Raw genomic sequence first — 17530 nt, 5'->3', positions numbered from 1 at the left:
ATGCTCATATAATTAGGGGGTTAGATATCCTAACAGTTTTTTTAAATAGAGTAATTGATTATAACGGTGACTTTAAGGGGAAATAGTAACAAAGTTTGTCAGTGGCTTTCGCGTGTTATAAAACGCTGCCAATGCAGGTGTGAGTTAATAATACGTATTTGTTGGACAACGGTATTTAATAAGTAGGTATCGCTAAACACATCGTGTGGATACTCGTTAAAACCCATCAAGTAATTAAAAGCGTCTTTAGAGTTAGCTTGTAGGGCGTATATACGCACTTGTTGCTCAAAGTTAAGACGAAGACTGCTTATTGCTGTTTTCATACCGAGTTGATCTACGTTTGGTATATCACATTTTTGCAGATAACCGGCTCGCTCACCTTCGCCTGAAAACCAAATGCGGACTTTTTCACTGTACCTGCCAGTTTTAGCCGGTAAGTCGAACATTAATCGGTGTTGGTTTTGCGATTTGATGAACGTTATATATTCATTAAATCCAGCATTTATAAGTGCTTGATGTACAGGAACTAAGCGAGGTTTTATTTTACCGTGGGTATGAAAATTAAAGCATAAGACGTTTTTTTCAAGGGACAGATCATCAAGCGTTAAATAACCAACCTCATCGCTATAAGCACCACTATAATATGCAATTAAAGGGAGCCAAAAATGCCAGTGTTTTGGTTGCTCTCGTGCAACTTTAAAATCACCGTATATATATCCATTATAAAGAGTGTGCAGTTCCATGGCTGAAAAGGGCCGGCGACCAAGATGGGTTTTCAACGTAATACCTTGAAAATAATGATGTGTTTTATTTTATACCCAACTAGCAGTAGATGCTAGTCGGGTTTTATCCGCTTTTAGAGTAAAGCGTATAAAGTATTATTCACTCAATGCGCGAGCTAAACCTGTAGGTTCAATTTCTGCACATACTTGGTCGTCATTCCAATTGATACCAACAAGTGCGTTATCTTCATTTAAGTCTTCAACCCATGCATCTAAAAATTCATCAAGGTTGATTTCTACTGGGCTGTAATCTTTCCACTCTTCTTTACACTGTGCTTTAGCTGCTGCTTCACTTTCCCAAAGCAGTAGTACGTCAGTTTCGTCAAATTGGTTAGAATCGCACACTACAAAGCCATTATCTTCTGCACCAAGTGCCCAAATTACTTCGCTAACACGTACTTTTTCTACGAAGTTAACTAGTTGTGATTCAATTTCGATATCGCTCATGTGTTTACCCTTTTAAATTAGTGACGAGGATTGGTGTCTATTGCTGCTTGGCGCTCGTCATATTGCTTATGAAAAGCAACAAGCGCTGAATGCTGACTAAAGTCAGCTAATTCGCGAAAGCAAATCCAATCAAGCAGGCAGTATAAACTGATGTTGAGGTATTCACAGCTTTTAAATTCTTCATCGCTTAAATGGGTATTTAAAAAGCTTAATGTTTGTTCAATACGTTCGTTTTGCAGATTAAAAAATAATTTATCGCTTTTGGTGTCAAATCCAGAACGTTTACATAACACCATTTCTACTAACGAATCGTTACAAGCATTTATAGTCGTAAGTAAGTGCTCTTGAGGCCACGTTAGTTTTGGCTGACCTGTTTTTTCAAGTAAATAACGCAATATAGAATTAGAGTCACTAAGAGTTAAGTCGCCATCTACCAGTATTGGGATTTTTCGAGCTGGATTTTTACTGGCCATAGTAGGGCGATCTTGCTCAGAAAATATATCGAGACTTACAAGCTCTAGTTTGCAGCTGTTTTGTTGTGCCCAAATTCTAATGCGGCGCACGTAAGGTGAAGGTACAGAACCAATTAATTGCATAATTACTCCATAAAAAAGCCGCATAAGCGGCTTTTATCAAATGTTACTTACAGTACAGTTAAATTTATTCTGAACGGCTAGTAACTTCAAGTAAATGATAACCAAATTGAGTTTGCACAGGGCCTTGTACTTGATTAATTGGCGCAGAAAACACAACTTTATCAAACTCTGGAACCATCATACCAGGGCCAAACTCACCAAGAGCACCGCCATCCTGACCTGAAGGACAATTAGAATGTGCTTTTGCTAGTTCAGCAAAGTCTTCGCCTTGCTCAATTTTTGTTTTTAAGTCTAAGCATTGTGCTTCACTGTCTACAAGTATATGTCGTGCGCTTGCTACTGTCATAAAATCTCCCGAGTATAGTGTGGTGTTTTTTTAACCGAATTGAAATATCATTCTAGTTAGTTTCAACTAATTGTACCAGTATAAACTTATTTATCAGAAAACGCAGTTTCAATTGCAGTAATCATTTGCTCTGAATTAGGTGCCACTTTGCTGTTAAACCGTAAAACTGTTTTACGATCAGCAGACACTAAGTATTTATAAAAGTTCCAATTTGGAGAGCTAGTTTGCTCATTCAAATATTTAAAAATTGGATTTGCTTCGCTACCACGAACTTTGCTGGTGGCAAACATGGGAAAAGTTACACCATAATTTACAAAGCATACTTTCGCTGTTTCTTTTTCATTGTCTTCTTCTTGAAAAAAGTCATCAGAGGGGAACCCTAATACGACTAAACCTTGCTCTTTGTATTGTTGATATAGCGCTTCAAGGCCTTTAAATTGATATGTAAAACCACAATTACTTGCCGTATTTACTATTAACAAAGGTTTATTTTTAAATTGGCACAAGTTAATAGATTCTTTTGAGCGAAGCTTTCGTATATCTACATTGGTAAAATCTTGGCAGTCCTGTGTAGAGATTTTATTTATGATTGATGGTGTTTGAGCTTGAAGGGGAGCATTAATAAGTAAAGCCGTTAAACCTATTATAATTATTTTAAGCATTACATTACCTAAACTTTACGATTGTTTGATTGGATAATCATACGCTAATATGGAACAAATTGATCAACCCTCTAATGACCTATGACAATCCGTTTAGCAACTATTAATGATCTTAATGAAATTGTAGCCATTTACAACGAAACTATTGCAGGGCGAATGGTAACTGCAGATACGCAAGAAGTGAGCGTTGACGAAAAGCGTGACTGGTTTAATAGCCACAACGATAAAAGGCCTATTTACGTTTACTGCGAAAATAACCAAGTACTTGCTTGGGTAAGTTATAAATCGTTTTATGGGCGCCCAGCTTACGACGGCACAGTAGAAATGAGCATTTACATTACCAGTAAAGCGCAAGGTAAAGGGCTTGGTAAAAAGCTAATGATATTTGCTCAAACACAAGCTAAGCAATTAAATATTAAAGTATTACTCGGCTTTATTTTTAGTCATAACTTACCGAGTGTTAAATTGTTTAAGCATTTTGATTTTGCAATATGGGGTGAGTTGCCAAGCGTTGCCATAATGGATGATAAGGCGTATAGCCTTACTATTTTTGGAAAACATCTGGAATAAATTATTTTTCATAATGTTGTAATATTTTTTTACAAAATAAGACGAAGGGTTTATGCCAATTAAATAAAAATAGTCTACGCTATTAACATATTAAGTTTATTAATTTGAAGTGTAGCTTGATGATTCGAAAAATATTAATTGTTGATAGTAGCAGTGTCATCGCAATGCGTGTGAAAGTGCTTTTAGAATTAATAGGATGTGAAGTCGAATTAATTCATTTCAGCATGCTAGACATGTATACCAATATAGGCGACTACGACTTAGTTGTTGTTGCCCATGGTGTGCCTGTTGATTCTATAAAACCGCTTGTTAGCCAAGTAGCGCAAGAGCGTTTTATGCTGCTTGCTCCAAAAGCACAAAGTGGTGAGCAACTAACTGCGTTTAGTGAGCTAAATCATGTTGCGCCTGACGCAACCGTGATCTACCCGTTTTTTTCTAATAAAGAAATTACTTCTCTTTTAGAGAGCCTACTAGAATTAGGCTCTAATCATATTTTGCAGTTACCTACTATTTTACTCGTCGATCATGTTCCTGAGCGCCTCGAAAAAATGAAAAACAGCTTGATTGGTGCTCATATCGAGACCCATACAGCAACCACCTCTGCAGAAGCTTTAGAAATTACGAAAGAAAAGCAAATCGATATACTAATAAGTGATTTTGTTTTAGATGACGGAACCGGTTTAGAAATTTTTTCAAACTTAAAAATAATGCAACCACATTGCCGTTGCTTATTATTTACCTCACGTCCAGATCAAGTTTCAATGATTGAAGCTATTCGTCAAGGTGTAGAAGACGTACTTATTAAGCCATTGAACGACAGCTCATTATTACAATCAATACATAAACTGTGGCAAACAGAGTTATTAAAACGCCATAACGCAGAACTTGTCGAAAGGCTACAAGATACGGTTGATGCCCTGATTGAAAAAGACAGCCTACTTCAGGTTATTTATAAGCATACGCCTGATGCAATTATGTTGTTTGAGAAGTGCGGTAGAGTGATAGAAGCTAATGATGCTTGTTTAAAACTATTTAACTTACCGTTTAACGAACTCGAAGGTAAATCAGTATTTAGCTTTTTAGATGATGATTCAACGTTAGGTATTAAAAATAAAATTTCGACACTAAACAGTAATCGCCAATTTAGCTGCGACTTACGTTTATCTAAAACTGCAGGGGGCTATATACCGTTAGTGGGATCTTTTAATGAGATAGATCACCATGGTGAAATAGCACTTGCCGTAATATTTAAAAATGTAACTCACCTCAAGCAAAAAGAAGATTTACTACTTGAAGCAAAAGATATCCTTGAAGAGCAAGTAAGAGCGCGTACCTCACAACTCGAGCACGCTAAAAACGTCGCTGAGGCTGCAAACTTAAGTAAATCAGAGTTTTTAGCAAACATGTCGCATGAACTTCGAACACCTATGCACTCTATTTTAAGCTTTTCACGTTTTGGTTTAAGCAAGCTAGAAACTGGAGATTTTGCAAAAGAGAAACTCATTAAATACTTATCGCGAATAGAGAGTAGTGGTGAGCGTTTACTGTCGTTACTAAATAATTTACTCGATCTATCTAAGCTAGATGTGGGTAAGTTTCCATTTAATCCTCGTCCATATAATTTAGCGAACATTATAAAAACAAGTATTGATGATGTATCTGGTACGGCAATGGAAAAAGAAATTGAGGTTGTATTTACCGCGCAGCCATTACCTGTAATTGCGCAATGTGATGAAGAGCAAATAAATCAGTTACTTCGAAACGTATTAGGTAATGCACTTAAATTTAGCGAACCCAAAAGTAAAATACGGGTAAATTTAGAGTCAGATAATAAGCTTGCTACTATAGAGGTTACCGATAATGGGGTCGGTATACCAGAAGATGAGCTAGAACATATTTTTACTAAGTTTGTACAAAGCAGCAAAACAAATAGCGGTGCCGGTGGTACCGGATTGGGCCTTGCATTGTGTAGAGAGTTTGTGTCTTTACATCAAGGTGAGATCACTGCACGTAACAACGAAAATGGTGGTGCAACTATATCTATACAGGTGCCATTAGAAATAAATCTAGATGATCATTTGGCTGAAGATCAATTAATACAACACAGTAATTAATTGCTAGTTAGCATACCAAGTAACTTTTTTGAGAATTTGAATGGATGATAAATTATGGCCTTAACTAAAATACTTGCCGTTGATGACGAACCCTTTAACCTTGAAATTATTGAGGAGATTTTAGAGGATCTTGATTTTGAATTACAAGTAGCAACAAGTGGTCCTGAGTGTTTAAACATGGTTGAAGGCTATATGCCTCAGGTTATATTGCTCGACGTAAGTATGCCGCAAATGAACGGCTATGAAGTATGTAAGGCACTTAAAGCAAACCCAAATACAGCACACATTATTGTTATGTTTGTGTCTGCTCGTGGCACAGTTGAAGAGCGCATGGAAGGCTACTCAGTTGGTGCAGAAGACTATATTGTAAAACCCTTTGGCCATGATGAACTTAAGTCAAAGCTTAAAAATTTAAACCAAGTACTTGTTGAAAAACAAAGCCTTGAAAAGCAAGTTGAAGATGCTACATCAACTGCATTTAATGCCATGGCTAACAGCAGTGAAATGGGGCAGATAGTTAACTACGTTGAAAACATAGGCTTTATTAATGACCCTCAAGAGCTAGGTAAAGCGCTTATAGATTGCCTACAATCTTTTGATTTGCAAAGTAATATTGAGTTTAGAGAGAACGATGAAATTAGTCACTTTGCATTAAGTGGCGTGTGTTCACCTATTGTGGTGGAGCTATTTGAAATGCTTAAAAACAAAGGGCGTTTACATGAATTTTCGCATCGAATTTTAGTTAACTATGAATTGATTAGCTTACTTATTTTAAATATGCCTGATCACGATCCAGATAAGCACGGGCGTATACGCGACCACGTATGTTTTATTGTCAGTGTTACCGAGCAGCAGCTACGCGCCATCATGACTAAGAAAATGCTTGAATCACAACAAGCAAAACTTAATGCCGTAGCAAGTACAGTTCACAGTAAGTTTCATGGCTTAATTAGCTTATTGAATGACAACCGTCAAAACAACGAAAAAGTGTTTAAACAGTTACAAGAAGAGCTCGAAGAACGTATCCCATCAATGGGATTAGATGAAGATCAGGAGGTGTTTATTTATAAAAAAGTAGATGAAACTATCCAAAACTCAGTGGCCAGAGAGGAGTCTGTTAAACAGGTAAAAGCAGCTTTTGCTGAAATTGAGCAAGACCTGTCATTGCTTTTAAAGAGCTAAATATATTTAATTAAATAATGTTACTTTAAGGCTTACTCCAACTGCATTATGCATCTCTGGGTAAGCCTTTTTCTACGATTCTGATTAACCTAGCCGTTTTACGAATTTGTAATCGTTGTTTATCGTTTTGTTGAGCAAGCGCCCATTCAATATGTTCTAAAACAAGCTCGCTGGATATTTGGCTTTTATCTTGTAAAGCATGAATAATAGCCGGGCTAAACTCTGCATTACCTAAACCGACCGCTATATTACGTAACCAACGTTCGTGACCTATGCGGCGAATAGGGCTGCCTTCGGTATTTTTTAAAAATGTAGGCTCATCCCAAGCAAATAGCTCAAGTAAATCTTTATTTTTTAATTGAGTACGGGGATGAAAGTCATTTTCATCCGTTATTTGTCCATAACGATTCCAAGGGCATACCAACTGGCAATCATCACAACCATAGATACGGTTGCCTAATAAAGTTCGGTATTGTTCGGGTATAGGGCCTTGGTGTTCTATCGTTAAGTACGATATGCATTTACGTGCATCAACAACGTAAGGCTCTACAATTGCACCTGTTGGGCAAAGAGTAATACAAGCAACACATTTACCGCAGCCTTCAAACGTATTCTCTGCATCTATTGGTAGAGGTAAATCAATAAATAGCTCGCCTAAAAAAAACCACGATCCTGCTTCTTGGTTAATTAATAAAGAATGCTTACCACGCCACCCTAAACCGGCTTTTTCGGCAAGTTGACGCTCAAGAACTGGGGCTGAATCTACAAAGGGTCTAAAGCCATATTCGCCAATTTCTTGCTCTATTTTTTGGCCAAGTTTTTTTAAACGATTACGCATTAATTTATGGTAATCACGACCCAGTGCATAACGACTTATGTATGCTTTTTCTTTATTTTTTAAGGTTTTTGCAAAGCCAGCATCGGGAGGGAGATAATTCATTTTTACGGATATAACACGCTGTGTACCAGGTACTAATTCAGCAGGGCGAGCGCGTTTCATGCCGTGAGCAGCCATATAATCCATCGAGCCGTGGTAGCCAGCATCAAGCCAGCGTTGCAATTGGGCTTCGTGCTTAGATAGGTCAATATCAGTAATACCTACTTCGCTAAAACCAAGCTCTTGCCCCCAGGTTTTTATTTGTAGGGCTAATTTTTCATAGTCTGGGGTAGGGTTGCTCACACACTTCACACACTTAAATTAATAGCTGCGTAATTTACCATATTTCTCTGAGCCCGAAAACGCTTCTTAGCGCACGAAGCGCTTTAACTGTTGTTGGGTCTGTAAGCTTAACTGTTGAGATTGCTCGCTATCGGCTAATGCCGTATCTATTTGCTGTTTAGCTTGCTCACCTAAAGCTACTATTTGCTCTACCGATTGGTGAGTATTAGTTTGAGTGCCCTCAAGCATATGTACAGCACTGGCTATTTGTTGTAGTTGCTGTTGGTTGTGCTCAAACTCACTAAGCATTTTTGTAAAACCCTCGGAGGTTGCACTAATTGAGCTTTGTGCATTATTGGAGTGAGTCATTAATTGCTCTGACTCTTTATTTGTTTCATTTACTAGCTCATTCATTTGAGTAATAAAGTCGCTTATTTGCCTAGTTGCGCCACTTACCTTTATTGAAAGTGTGCGTACTTCGTCTGCAACTACGGCAAACCCTCTGCCAGCTTCACCCGCTCTAGCTGCTTCTATTGCGGCGTTAAGGGCTAACAAATTAGTTTGATCGGAAAACTCTTCAACCATTTTTAAAATACTACGAATGTTTTCACTGTTCTCTTTCAGTCCCGCAATTGTATTTGAAAAGCTACCTAGCATATTAGTAATAAGTTTAACCTGCTTTACTAAAGCAGCGAGCTCTGATGCAGATAGTTTTACAAAGTTAAGGTGTTCATTATTAACGTTATGCACGCTATCTGTATTATTTACTATGTTTTGTAAGCTTTGGGTTATTTGCATACTGGCATTAATAATACTGTGGCTTAACTGTATTTGTTGCTCGCTTGATTGCTCAGTATTTTTCATCGATTCAGTGACTTGTATATTACTGTGTGCACTAGCTTGAGCACTGTTATATGTTGTGCTGAGTAACTCACTTAAATGGGCAGTAAATATATTATATTGTGTACTTAAATCTTTAAATTCGTCATACGAAAAGTGAGGAAGTTTTGCTGCTAAATTTGCATCTTGTTGGTTTATTTTTATCAAAGTATCGCGCATAGCAGTAACAGGGCGAACAATTAAAAAACGCATATAAAAAAGAGTAAAAATAAAACCAGATATAATAACAAGCGTAAGTAGCCAAAATAGCCCTGTACTTTGCTGTTGTTCGCTTAAGCTCTGATGCAGCCAAAATAACGTAATTGCTTGGAACAATAATACAAAACTCAAATTACCGACTATTTTACGCGTTAACGTAAAAAAGAATGTTTGCTCTATATAGTTATAAATTTTCATAAAACTACTCATTATGCTTAAGCCCTACGATTCTTATTTTAGTTAGGGAGGTGTAAGTTAGCTTTTTTGTAACGATAACAAGTAAGCTTTGGTTCGCGCTGGGTAATTTGTAAAAATTCCGTCTATGCCATACTCAAGCATTAGCGCTATATCTTGTTCTCTATCGACCGTATAAGCATAAATCTTTAAGCCTCTTTTTTTTGCATCATCGGCAAAAGCCTTATTTATAAAGGTTTTATCTGCATGTACGCTATAAGCATTTAAATCACTTGCAAACTTTGCATAGTTAATTGGAATAGAAGAAGTAAGGGCGCCTATTTTAAGCCATGGTAGCTTGCTTTTAAGCCACTGTAGTTGATGATGATCAAACGATGATACTAAAATATTCGCTTTCGATATTTTGTTAGCTTCAATGTTTTGTTCTAGTTGAGACACAAACCTTTCTAGTTCAAACGTATGTTTAAGCTCAATATTTAATAAAGATTTATTATTATTCCAATCAAACAGCTGCTGAAGAGTGGGAATTTTTTCACCATTTCCAGCATCAAGTTTAGAGAGTTCATGTGCCGTAAAGTTACTCACCCTACCTTTACCGCTGGTGGTTCTATCGAGCCATGAGTCGTGTATTAACATGTAATCATCGATGGAACTTTGAATATCTATTTCAATACCATCAACACCTACTTTTAACGCTTCTAAAATAGCGCTTTTGGTGTTTTCAGGAAAATCCCCACTGGCACCACGGTGTGCAAATACTTTCATTGTCGAGCCTTTTTAGTGATTGACCACGTTTCAAAACAAGCGGCACTAACAATAAGTGCTCCACCAACTAACGTCATAACAGTAGGACGTTCATGAATAATTACTATAGCCAGTATGGTGCCATAAAGTGGTTGTAAGCAAGAAATTAACCCCGCAGTTGCCGCTGATAAATGCTTTAAACTTGCTGCAAATAACGAGTGCGGTGTAGCTGTAAAAATAACACCCGCTATGGCAATTAAAATTAGGTCGTGATGACTAACCTCATATACCGGCACTTCTATAAATGCGCACAGCATAATGCTTGCCACTAAGGTTTGATAAAACATAGTTTGCGGGCCACCATATTGGCTAAAGTAGCGCTTATGGGTAATGTTTCTGATTGAAAAAAACAATGCCGATATAACACCTGTTATTACACCTAAGGTTACATCGTCGCCTAAATTTGCACTTGGTACTAACAGGTAAATACCTAAAACAACCACCGCCGCACTTATTATATCTTTTGCTTTTGGCCTGCTTTTATTAAATAAGGGTTCTAAAAACACCGTCATTACGGGATAGCTAAAAAATGCCAGCATTCCAATAGTTATACCGGCCATTTGCATACCAGCAAAATAGGTAACCCAGTGAATACCCACTGCAACACCTAAAAATAACGCAATAAGGTAGTCTTTAGGCTTGTTGAGTTTAATTTGTTTTTTTTGAAAATACAGCATGGCTAAAATAGCCATTCCTGCAATTGCAGTTCTGTAAACGGTAATATCTAAAGCATTTAAACCAATAAGCTTGGCAAATAGAGCGGTTCCGCCAAAAAGTAATACCGCTATGTGCAAATAAATTAAACTTTGCTGCTGAGATTGCATTTAGTTTCCTTGTTGTACTTTTTGAACATATTAACATTGCTTAAAAATTCTTAAGATGAATTTTTTATCGCATGACAAATGTCATAAAAGTTGATGACACTTCACACTCTTATTATTTTTATACGCTGGCATAGTTACCTTACTCAACAGGGGATAATTATGAATTCTTTAATTTTAATCAGCTTAACTATTAATGAAGTGCTAGAGGCGTTAAGTTTTACGATTACGTACGCAGATTGCTTTATGCTGGCGTGCATTTTTATGTTATTTATATTTATTAATAAAAATAGTGCTATAAGTAAAAATAATATGCCAGAGGTATTAGTATGAGCTCGCTTAACTCCTTTTCTCAACAAAGTGATAAAGGTTTTTGGAAATATGGGCATTTAATTTTTACAGGCTTTTATTTACTCCCACTAATAATTAATTTTGCGAGCTTTACTGCTAACCAAATAACGATGTCTTTAGCCTTTTATGTTGCTTTTATTCTTCTATATGTAAAAGCAATAAACTGTAAAAGTGCAGGGGTGACCAAGTTGTTTGTAGCCATGCTATTAATTTGTTTTTGCGCCACGTTTTACACCACAGGTACTCCTACTTTATTTGGCTTTGCAGCGTACGTAGCAGGCTATGCATACAGTTACCATCAAAGAATTTATGCTGCACTCGCGATTATATCTATGGTTTTATTAAGCGCATATATTGGTGATATAGGGAAGGTGCAATACTTTTTAGCCGTTGCTTTGATTTTATGTGCAGCCTTATTTAGTTACGGTATTGCAGCTAAAAGAGAGAGCCTGTACAAAAAACGTGAGCAAGAAAACGCTAACCAATTAGAGCAATTAGCAGCAATTGCTGAGCGTGAACGGATAGCCCGCGACTTGCATGATATTTTAGGCCATTCACTGTCATCTATTGCTTTAAAAGCTGAGCTTGCAAATAAATTAAACCAAGGTGAGCGTTACGCTCAAGCAAATAGCGAAATTGCACAAGTGGCCGATCTGGCAAGGCAGTTACTCAGTGATGTAAGAAGCGCCGTTAGTGATTTAAAACAGCTTAACCTTGTTAGCCAAGTAGCACAGTTAAAACAAAGATTAATAGAACAAGACTTTAACGTTTCATTTAATGTAGTTTTAAATACTCTACCCGCTAAAGTAGAGGGCATCGCAGGCCTTATAATTAAAGAAGCCGTTACCAATTTGCTACGTCATAGCAGCACAAAAAATTGCGAAATAAATATAGAACAAACAGCGCAGCAGCTACTCATTACCGTTATTGATCGTGCACCGTGCTCCACATTAAATTCGGGCAATGGCCTAAATGGTATTAAAGAGCGAGCAGAGCAACTCAATGGTAGTGCAACATTTACCTGTGGCGATATTTTTACTTTAAATGTAATGCTACCAATTTCAGCTAAGGATTTATAATGATCAGAGTGTATTTAGTGGAAGATCAAGCGCTTGTGCGCGACGCAGTAGCAGCATTGTTAGGACTCGATTTTAATATTGAGATTATTGGGCAAGCAAGTAACGGGCAAGATGCACTTAATGCAATTGAAGCGCTTGATAGTGATTTACATCCCGATATAATTTTAACCGATATAGAAATGCCAACCATGAATGGTATAGAGCTGAGTGAAAAAATAGCCGCTAAGTTCCCCGCTATAAAAATGGTTATTATGACCACATTCTCTCGTGCGGGTTATATTAGGCGAGCGCTTACGGCAGGCGTTAAAGGTTTTATTTTAAAAGAAGCACCCAGTGAAGAGCTAATAAATGCGCTTAAAAAAGTAATGCAGGGGCAAAAAGTGATAGACCCAGAGCTTGCTATTAATGCATTAGACGACGCAGATCCGCTTACCGATAAAGAACGCAAAGCACTTAAACTTGCAAGCGACGGCCTTAAAACAAGCGACATAGCCAAGCAGTTATTTATAAGCGAAGGTACTACACGTAATTATTTATCAGACGCTATTGTTAAGCTAAACGCCACTAACCGTATAGATGCTGCGCGTATAGCTAAACAAAAAGGATGGCTTTAAATAGTGGGTTTATAAATTATAAGCAAAGTATTACTTATAAAAGTAACGAACAGCGCTTAAAATTAGCTTAAAATTAGCTTAAAATTAGCTTAAAAAGCGTTAAAAGAGGGTTTAATGGCAAATCTAATAGAACTAACAACTAAAAATAACACCGCTATACTCACCATGAATACCGCTGAAAACCGCCACAATCCAGCGTTTTTGGTTGAGTTTAATTTACACCTTGACCACATTGAAGCAGATCAAAATATTAAGTCAGTTATTCTAACGTCCTCGAGTGACAAAAACTGGTCATTAGGCATCGACCTTCAATGGATGTCTAATCCAAGTATTTTACCTGCTGCAATTTCTGACTTTATGATTCAAATAAGTGACTTGTTTAAGCGCATAGTTACTTTTCCTATGCCTATTATTGCTGCGTTAAACGGGCATACCTATGGCAATGGTTCGGTGCTTGCGTGTGCGTGCGATTTTAGATTTATGAAGTCAGATAAAGGCTTCTTTTGTTTTCCTGAAGTGGACGTAATGGTGCCGTTTGTACCGTCGATGTTTCCTATAATTAATAAAGCTATTTCGCAAACCTTCTTTAATCGTTTAGCTATGTCAGGAGAGCGTGTTGGTGCACAGCAGTTGCTAGACAATAAAGTGGTTGAAGCTGTGTTTGCAAATAACGATGAACTACAAGCGGGTGCACTTGAGTTTGCCCAGCAGTTTAATAAAAACCGCTGGATTTACGCTCAAAACAAATCACAAATGAATAAGCAAATTTTACTTACAATGAAAGAAGAAGACCCAAGCTTTATTGATAATATAAGCAAACTGCTCTGGAAAAACCTACAAAAAAAATAGTATAAATAAGTATTTAGCGCGAAAGGGTTTTAGCATTACTACGACATGGCTAAACACTTTGCAGTTAAGGGGTCGTTAAGCCCCATTGCGCTAGATTTTTAAACTATACAGCAAGATAAACAGCAAGGTAAAAGTGCTTTCTTAAAAGTTTAATCGCTTTTACCTGTCTCATTATAACTATATGGGTTAAAATACCTACATAACCAACTAACAAGATAGTGAATGTCAAACCAAGATCCAAATCTCAGTCGAGAACAAGAAAAGTACGAAAACCCAGTCCCTAGTCGTGAGTTTATACTTACTCACCTTCAAGAGCGTTCAAAACCTGCTAACTACGCGCAATTATGTGAAGAACTAGCAGTAAACGATGACGAACGCCAAATAGCATTTAAACGCCGCCTTCGCGCTATGGAGCGTGACGGACAGCTGTATTTTAATAAATTTAAATGCTATGCCCTAATTGACGAAGCCGGTTTAACCAAAGGCAAAGTAATAGGCCACAGAGACGGTTTTGGCTTTTTAGAAGTTGAAGGCGAGAGTAAAGATTGGTTTATTGCTAAGCACCAAATGAATATGGTGTTACATGGCGACATTGTACTAGCTAAAGGCACTAAACGTGGCTCTGGCTCAAAATGCGATGCACGTATTATAAAAGTGCTTACTAACGAGCGCGCGCCAATTGTTGGCCGTTACTTTGTAGAGCATGGTGTTGCCGTTGTGGTAGCTGAAGACCCGCGCATAACGCAAGATATAATGATTTTACCAGGCAACGAAAACGGTGCCCGCCATAACCAAATGGTGCAGGTTAAAATTACTCAAAATCCAAGCCGTAACATGAACGCGGTAGGTAAAATTATTGATGTACTTGGTGAGCATTTAGCCCCAGGTATGGAAATCGAAGTCGCACTGCGCAATCACGATATTCCACATGTATGGCCAGAAGAAGTTGAAGCACAAGTTGCTCACCTAGGTGAGTTTGTTGAAGACGCTGACAAACAAGGCCGCGTAGATTTACGTGACTTACCACTTGTAACTATTGATGGCGAAGACGCTCGCGACTTTGATGACGCCGTATACTGTGAACCTAAAAAATCGGGTGGCTGGCGCTTATGGGTTGCCATTGCCGATGTATCGCATTACGTAGGAATGAACACGCCGCTTAACAAAGAAGCAATTTTGCGTGGTAACTCAGTGTATTTTCCTGAGCAAGTAATTCCGATGCTACCAAAAGTGCTTTCTAACGGATTATGTTCGCTTAATCCAAAAGTAGATCGCTTATGTATGGTTGCCGAAATGACCGTATCGAGCTCGGGTAAACTTTCGGGCTATAAGTTTTACGAAGCGATAATGAACTCGCATGCACGTTTAACTTACACCAAAGTAAATGCCATTTTACAAAACGACGAAAAACTACGCGAAGAATACTCAGCCGTAGTGCCACATTTAACTGACTTACAGCAAATGTATATGGCACTTAAAGCAGCACGCCAAGACCGTGGTGCCATTGAGTTTGAAACCCTAGAAACACGTTTTGTATTTAACGCTCAGCGTAAAATAGAATCAATAGTGCCTGTTATTCGTAACGATGCGCACAAACTAATTGAAGAATGTATGATTTTAGCCAACGTATCGGCGGCTAAAATTCTTGAAAAGCACGAAGCAAGCGCTCTTTATCGTGTGCATGACGAACCAGACAGCGAAAAGCTAGGTAACTTTACTAAGTTTTTAGGCGAGTTAGGTATCGAAAGCACATTAAGCGACGAGCCAACGCCAAAAGAAATAACTCAAGTATTAGCGCGACTAGGTGACCGCCCAGAAGCCGAACTTATTCAAACTATGCTACTGCGTTCAATGAAACAAGCTGTATATCAGCCAGATAACATTGGTCACTTTGGTTTAGCGTTATCGGCTTATGCGCACTTTACATCGCCAATACGTCGTTACCCAGATTTAGTAGTACATCGTGCTATTAAAGCAGTTATAAAAGCACAAGGTCAGCAAACGTCTGGCGAATACGCTTATACCGACGACGAAGTTGATCAACTTGGTGAGCAGTGTTCTACCACAGAGCGCCGCGCCGATGATGCAACTCGCGAAGTAGCCGACTGGCTTAAATGTGAGTTTATGCAAGATCATGTAGGTGACGAGTTTGACGGTGTTATTTCATCGGTCACTAACTTTGGTTTGTTTATTCGTTTAGACGATTTACAAATTGATGGGCTTATTCATGTTACTAATTTAGGCGACGAATTTTTTGCACATGACGCTGCAAAACACACCCTAATAGGTGAGCACTCTCACAAAGTTTATCGCCTTGGCGATAAAGTAACAGTAAAAGTTGCGTCGGTTAGTTTAGACGATCGCCGTATCAACTTAACGCTTAAAGGCGATGTTGCACAAGACAGATACTCACGTCGTCGTGCGCCAAAAAAAGGTTCAGGTAAATCTGAGCATGCGCCAGCAAGTGTGCGTTCGCAATTAAAAGCAGGCAAAGTACCGGGTAAAAAGTCGCACAGCGATGACAAACCAAAAGGTAAAAAAAAGCCAGCAAATAAAGATAAAGGCAAGCCTGCAAATAAGTCTGCAACTAAACCCGCAGATAAAAAAGCAGCAGACACTGCCGTAAAGAAAAAGCCGAAGAAGAAGGCAGTTAAAAAGCCTAAAAGAGCTGGCAAAAATGCCCGTAAAAGTACTAGCCCAGGAGCAGATAATACGTGAGTAATGAATTAATTTTTGGCTTTCACTCTGTTGAAGCAATTTTAGAAAGCGAACCAGAGCGCTTTGTAGAAATTTACGCCCTTAAAGGTCGTGACGACAAACGCTCAACTCCGATTATTGATGAAGCACGTAAGTTTGGTATTTCAGTACAGTTTATGCAGCGTAAAGCCCTTGATAGCAAATCAAAGGGTGAGCAGCATCAAGGTATTATTGCCAACGTAAAAGCAGCGCCAACGTTTAACGAAAAAGATCTTGATGCAATAATCGCTCGTGAAGACACACCGTTTTTACTTGTGCTTGATGGTATTACCGATCCGCATAACTTAGGCGCATGCCTACGTAGTGCAGACGCTGCTGGTGTTCACGCTATAATTGTACCTAAAGATCGCTCTGCCAAGCTTAACGGCACAGCACGTAAAGTTGCTTGTGGCGCAGCCGAAACAGTACCGCTTATTCAAGTGACTAACCTTGCACGCACGCTTCGCGAAATTAAAGATGCAGGCGTATGGGTTGTAGGCACTGCTGGCGAAACTGATAACCACGTATTTGATGCAAGCTTAACGGGGCCAATGGCGATTGTTATGGGCGCAGAAGGCGAGGGCATGCGACGCTTAACGCGTGAGCATTGCGATATGCTCGTTAAAATCCCAATGGCGGGTACTGTTTCAAGCTTAAACGTATCGGTAGCCACGGGTATTTGTTTGTTTGAAGTATTGCGCCAACGTAACGCAAATAACTAATATATAAAACGATAAGTTTTATGTATTAAAAAGCCGAGATTGAAATTCAATCTCGGCTTTTTTGTATCTGTAACTTACGCTTTTAACTTTGCATCAATTGATGCTCTATTATAGCGATAGGAAAATAACTCTATAGCAAGGCAAAAATAACGAAATATAGTTGTTCTTATATTAGTTATTTTTAACGTAGCTAGTGAACCATTTCTCCTATACAAAGCGCAGGTAAATGGTTTAATAACAAGGCAATAATTTAGATGTGTAGTGTTCTTACATAAAAAATTATTAACGCTGTTAGTGAACCGTTTATCTCATACAAAGCGCAGGTAAACGGTTTAATAACAAGGCAATAATTTAGATGTGTAGTGTTCTTACATAAAAAATTATCAACGCTGTTAGTGAACCG

The 17530-nt window shown here is 38.2% G+C and carries 17 protein-coding genes; 8 read left to right on the top strand and 9 right to left on the bottom strand.

From position 1 onward, the window contains the following. Positions 1 to 98: 98 nt before the first annotated feature. From I6F43_RS04770 to I6F43_RS04750, 5 genes are all read right to left on the bottom strand, one after another. Complete coding sequence (locus tag I6F43_RS04770) at positions 99 to 779, bottom strand: hypothetical protein (protein ID WP_197101279.1); 681 nt, start codon at positions 777 to 779, stop codon at positions 99 to 101. A gap of 99 nt (positions 780 to 878) precedes the next feature. Then, positions 879 to 1229 (bottom strand): DUF2750 domain-containing protein, encoded by a 351-nt coding sequence (locus I6F43_RS04765; RefSeq protein ID WP_007579911.1) that lies wholly within the window; start codon positions 1227 to 1229, stop codon positions 879 to 881. Positions 1230 to 1246: 17 nt separating this feature from the next. Further along, positions 1247 to 1825 carry a glutathione S-transferase family protein gene (locus tag I6F43_RS04760; protein WP_007579913.1) on the bottom strand — a complete coding sequence of 193 codons (579 nt, stop codon included), beginning with the start codon at positions 1823 to 1825 and terminating at the stop codon, positions 1247 to 1249. A 64-nt stretch (positions 1826 to 1889) separates the two neighbouring features. Then, positions 1890 to 2171, bottom strand: a complete 282-nt coding sequence (locus I6F43_RS04755; RefSeq protein WP_002958009.1) for a peptidylprolyl isomerase — start codon at positions 2169 to 2171, stop codon at positions 1890 to 1892. A gap of 86 nt (positions 2172 to 2257) precedes the next feature. After that, on the bottom strand, positions 2258 to 2833 hold the full coding sequence (locus tag I6F43_RS04750; RefSeq protein WP_007579915.1) for a glutathione peroxidase: 576 nt from the start codon (positions 2831 to 2833) through the stop codon (positions 2258 to 2260). 81 nt (positions 2834 to 2914) lie between these two features. Between I6F43_RS04750 and I6F43_RS04745 the strand changes: the two genes are divergently transcribed. The 3 genes from I6F43_RS04745 to I6F43_RS04735 all read left to right on the top strand — a co-directional run bounded on the left by I6F43_RS04745 (position 2915) and on the right by I6F43_RS04735 (position 6699). Then, on the top strand, positions 2915 to 3403 hold the full coding sequence (locus I6F43_RS04745) for a GNAT family N-acetyltransferase (protein WP_007579917.1): 489 nt from the start codon (positions 2915 to 2917) through the stop codon (positions 3401 to 3403). A gap of 119 nt (positions 3404 to 3522) precedes the next feature. Further along, on the top strand, positions 3523 to 5517 hold the full coding sequence (locus I6F43_RS04740) for a hybrid sensor histidine kinase/response regulator (RefSeq protein ID WP_197101277.1): 1995 nt from the start codon (positions 3523 to 3525) through the stop codon (positions 5515 to 5517). Positions 5518 to 5571: 54 nt separating this feature from the next. Further along, positions 5572 to 6699 carry a response regulator gene (locus I6F43_RS04735; protein WP_197101275.1) on the top strand — a complete coding sequence of 376 codons (1128 nt, stop codon included), beginning with the start codon at positions 5572 to 5574 and terminating at the stop codon, positions 6697 to 6699. Positions 6700 to 6745: 46 nt separating this feature from the next. Here I6F43_RS04735 and queG read toward each other — a convergent pair whose 3' ends face one another. The 4 genes from queG to I6F43_RS04715 all read right to left on the bottom strand — a co-directional run bounded on the left by queG (position 6746) and on the right by I6F43_RS04715 (position 10779). Further along, positions 6746 to 7879 carry a tRNA epoxyqueuosine(34) reductase QueG gene (queG, locus tag I6F43_RS04730; RefSeq protein WP_121955309.1) on the bottom strand — a complete coding sequence of 378 codons (1134 nt, stop codon included), beginning with the start codon at positions 7877 to 7879 and terminating at the stop codon, positions 6746 to 6748. Positions 7880 to 7945: 66 nt separating this feature from the next. Next, entirely contained in the window at positions 7946 to 9166 is a 1221-nt protein-coding gene (locus tag I6F43_RS04725; RefSeq protein ID WP_197101273.1) for a methyl-accepting chemotaxis protein, read from the bottom strand. A 45-nt stretch (positions 9167 to 9211) separates the two neighbouring features. Next, positions 9212 to 9916, bottom strand: a complete 705-nt coding sequence (locus I6F43_RS04720; protein WP_197101271.1) for a glycerophosphodiester phosphodiesterase — start codon at positions 9914 to 9916, stop codon at positions 9212 to 9214. Next, the gene (locus I6F43_RS04715; RefSeq protein ID WP_010554316.1) at positions 9913 to 10779 is read right to left on the bottom strand and encodes a DMT family transporter; all 867 of its coding nucleotides are present in this window, start codon (positions 10777 to 10779) and stop codon (positions 9913 to 9915) included. The genes I6F43_RS04720 and I6F43_RS04715 overlap by 4 nt, the downstream gene beginning before the upstream one ends. Positions 10780 to 11105: 326 nt before the next feature. Here I6F43_RS04715 and I6F43_RS04710 point away from each other — a divergent pair, with 326 nt between their 5' ends. The 5 genes from I6F43_RS04710 (at position 11106) to rlmB (ending at position 17127) form a co-directional block, all read left to right on the top strand. Further along, a complete protein-coding gene (locus I6F43_RS04710; RefSeq protein ID WP_197101269.1) occupies positions 11106 to 12206 on the top strand; it encodes a sensor histidine kinase in 1101 nt (366 codons plus the stop codon). After that, positions 12206 to 12820 carry a response regulator transcription factor gene (locus tag I6F43_RS04705; protein WP_197101267.1) on the top strand — a complete coding sequence of 205 codons (615 nt, stop codon included), beginning with the start codon at positions 12206 to 12208 and terminating at the stop codon, positions 12818 to 12820. Before I6F43_RS04710 ends, I6F43_RS04705 begins: the two co-directional genes overlap by 1 nt. A gap of 114 nt (positions 12821 to 12934) precedes the next feature. Further along, entirely contained in the window at positions 12935 to 13669 is a 735-nt protein-coding gene (locus I6F43_RS04700; RefSeq protein WP_197101265.1) for an enoyl-CoA hydratase/isomerase family protein, read from the top strand. A 222-nt stretch (positions 13670 to 13891) separates the two neighbouring features. Next, on the top strand, positions 13892 to 16387 hold the full coding sequence (rnr, locus tag I6F43_RS04695; RefSeq protein ID WP_101164445.1) for a ribonuclease R: 2496 nt from the start codon (positions 13892 to 13894) through the stop codon (positions 16385 to 16387). Continuing rightward, entirely contained in the window at positions 16384 to 17127 is a 744-nt protein-coding gene (rlmB, locus tag I6F43_RS04690; RefSeq protein ID WP_007378377.1) for a 23S rRNA (guanosine(2251)-2'-O)-methyltransferase RlmB, read from the top strand. Before rnr ends, rlmB begins: the two co-directional genes overlap by 4 nt. The last annotated feature ends 403 nt before the right edge of the window (positions 17128 to 17530 follow it).

The sequence above is a fragment of the Pseudoalteromonas sp. NZS71_1 genome, from assembly GCF_015864305.1.
In the GTDB taxonomy this organism is placed as follows: domain Bacteria; phylum Pseudomonadota; class Gammaproteobacteria; order Enterobacterales; family Alteromonadaceae; genus Pseudoalteromonas; species Pseudoalteromonas arctica.
The sequence above is the reverse complement of the archived record's forward strand: the minus strand, read 5'-3'. Positions and strand labels throughout refer to the sequence as shown.

Bases quoted from the DNA above. Each gene is read 5' to 3' on its own strand.
- I6F43_RS04765 (WP_007579911.1), bottom strand. From the start codon at position 1,229: ATGAGCGATATCGAAATTGAATCACAACTAGTTAACTTCGTAGAAAAA.
- I6F43_RS04760 (WP_007579913.1), bottom strand. From the start codon at position 1,825: ATGCAATTAATTGGTTCTGTACCTTCACCTTACGTGCGCCGCATTAGA.
- I6F43_RS04755 (WP_002958009.1), bottom strand. From the start codon at position 2,171: ATGACAGTAGCAAGCGCACGACATATACTTGTAGACAGTGAAGCACAA.
- I6F43_RS04750 (WP_007579915.1), bottom strand. From the start codon at position 2,833: ATGCTTAAAATAATTATAATAGGTTTAACGGCTTTACTTATTAATGCT.
- I6F43_RS04745 (WP_007579917.1), top strand. From the start codon at position 2,915: ATGACAATCCGTTTAGCAACTATTAATGATCTTAATGAAATTGTAGCC.
- I6F43_RS04740 (WP_197101277.1), top strand. From the start codon at position 3,523: ATGATTCGAAAAATATTAATTGTTGATAGTAGCAGTGTCATCGCAATG.
- I6F43_RS04735 (WP_197101275.1), top strand. From the start codon at position 5,572: ATGGCCTTAACTAAAATACTTGCCGTTGATGACGAACCCTTTAACCTT.
- I6F43_RS04725 (WP_197101273.1), bottom strand. From the start codon at position 9,166: ATGAGTAGTTTTATGAAAATTTATAACTATATAGAGCAAACATTCTTT.
- I6F43_RS04720 (WP_197101271.1), bottom strand. From the start codon at position 9,916: ATGAAAGTATTTGCACACCGTGGTGCCAGTGGGGATTTTCCTGAAAAC.
- I6F43_RS04715 (WP_010554316.1), bottom strand. From the start codon at position 10,779: ATGCAATCTCAGCAGCAAAGTTTAATTTATTTGCACATAGCGGTATTA.
- I6F43_RS04710 (WP_197101269.1), top strand. From the start codon at position 11,106: ATGAGCTCGCTTAACTCCTTTTCTCAACAAAGTGATAAAGGTTTTTGG.
- I6F43_RS04705 (WP_197101267.1), top strand. From the start codon at position 12,206: ATGATCAGAGTGTATTTAGTGGAAGATCAAGCGCTTGTGCGCGACGCA.
- I6F43_RS04700 (WP_197101265.1), top strand. From the start codon at position 12,935: ATGGCAAATCTAATAGAACTAACAACTAAAAATAACACCGCTATACTC.
- rnr (WP_101164445.1), top strand. From the start codon at position 13,892: ATGTCAAACCAAGATCCAAATCTCAGTCGAGAACAAGAAAAGTACGAA.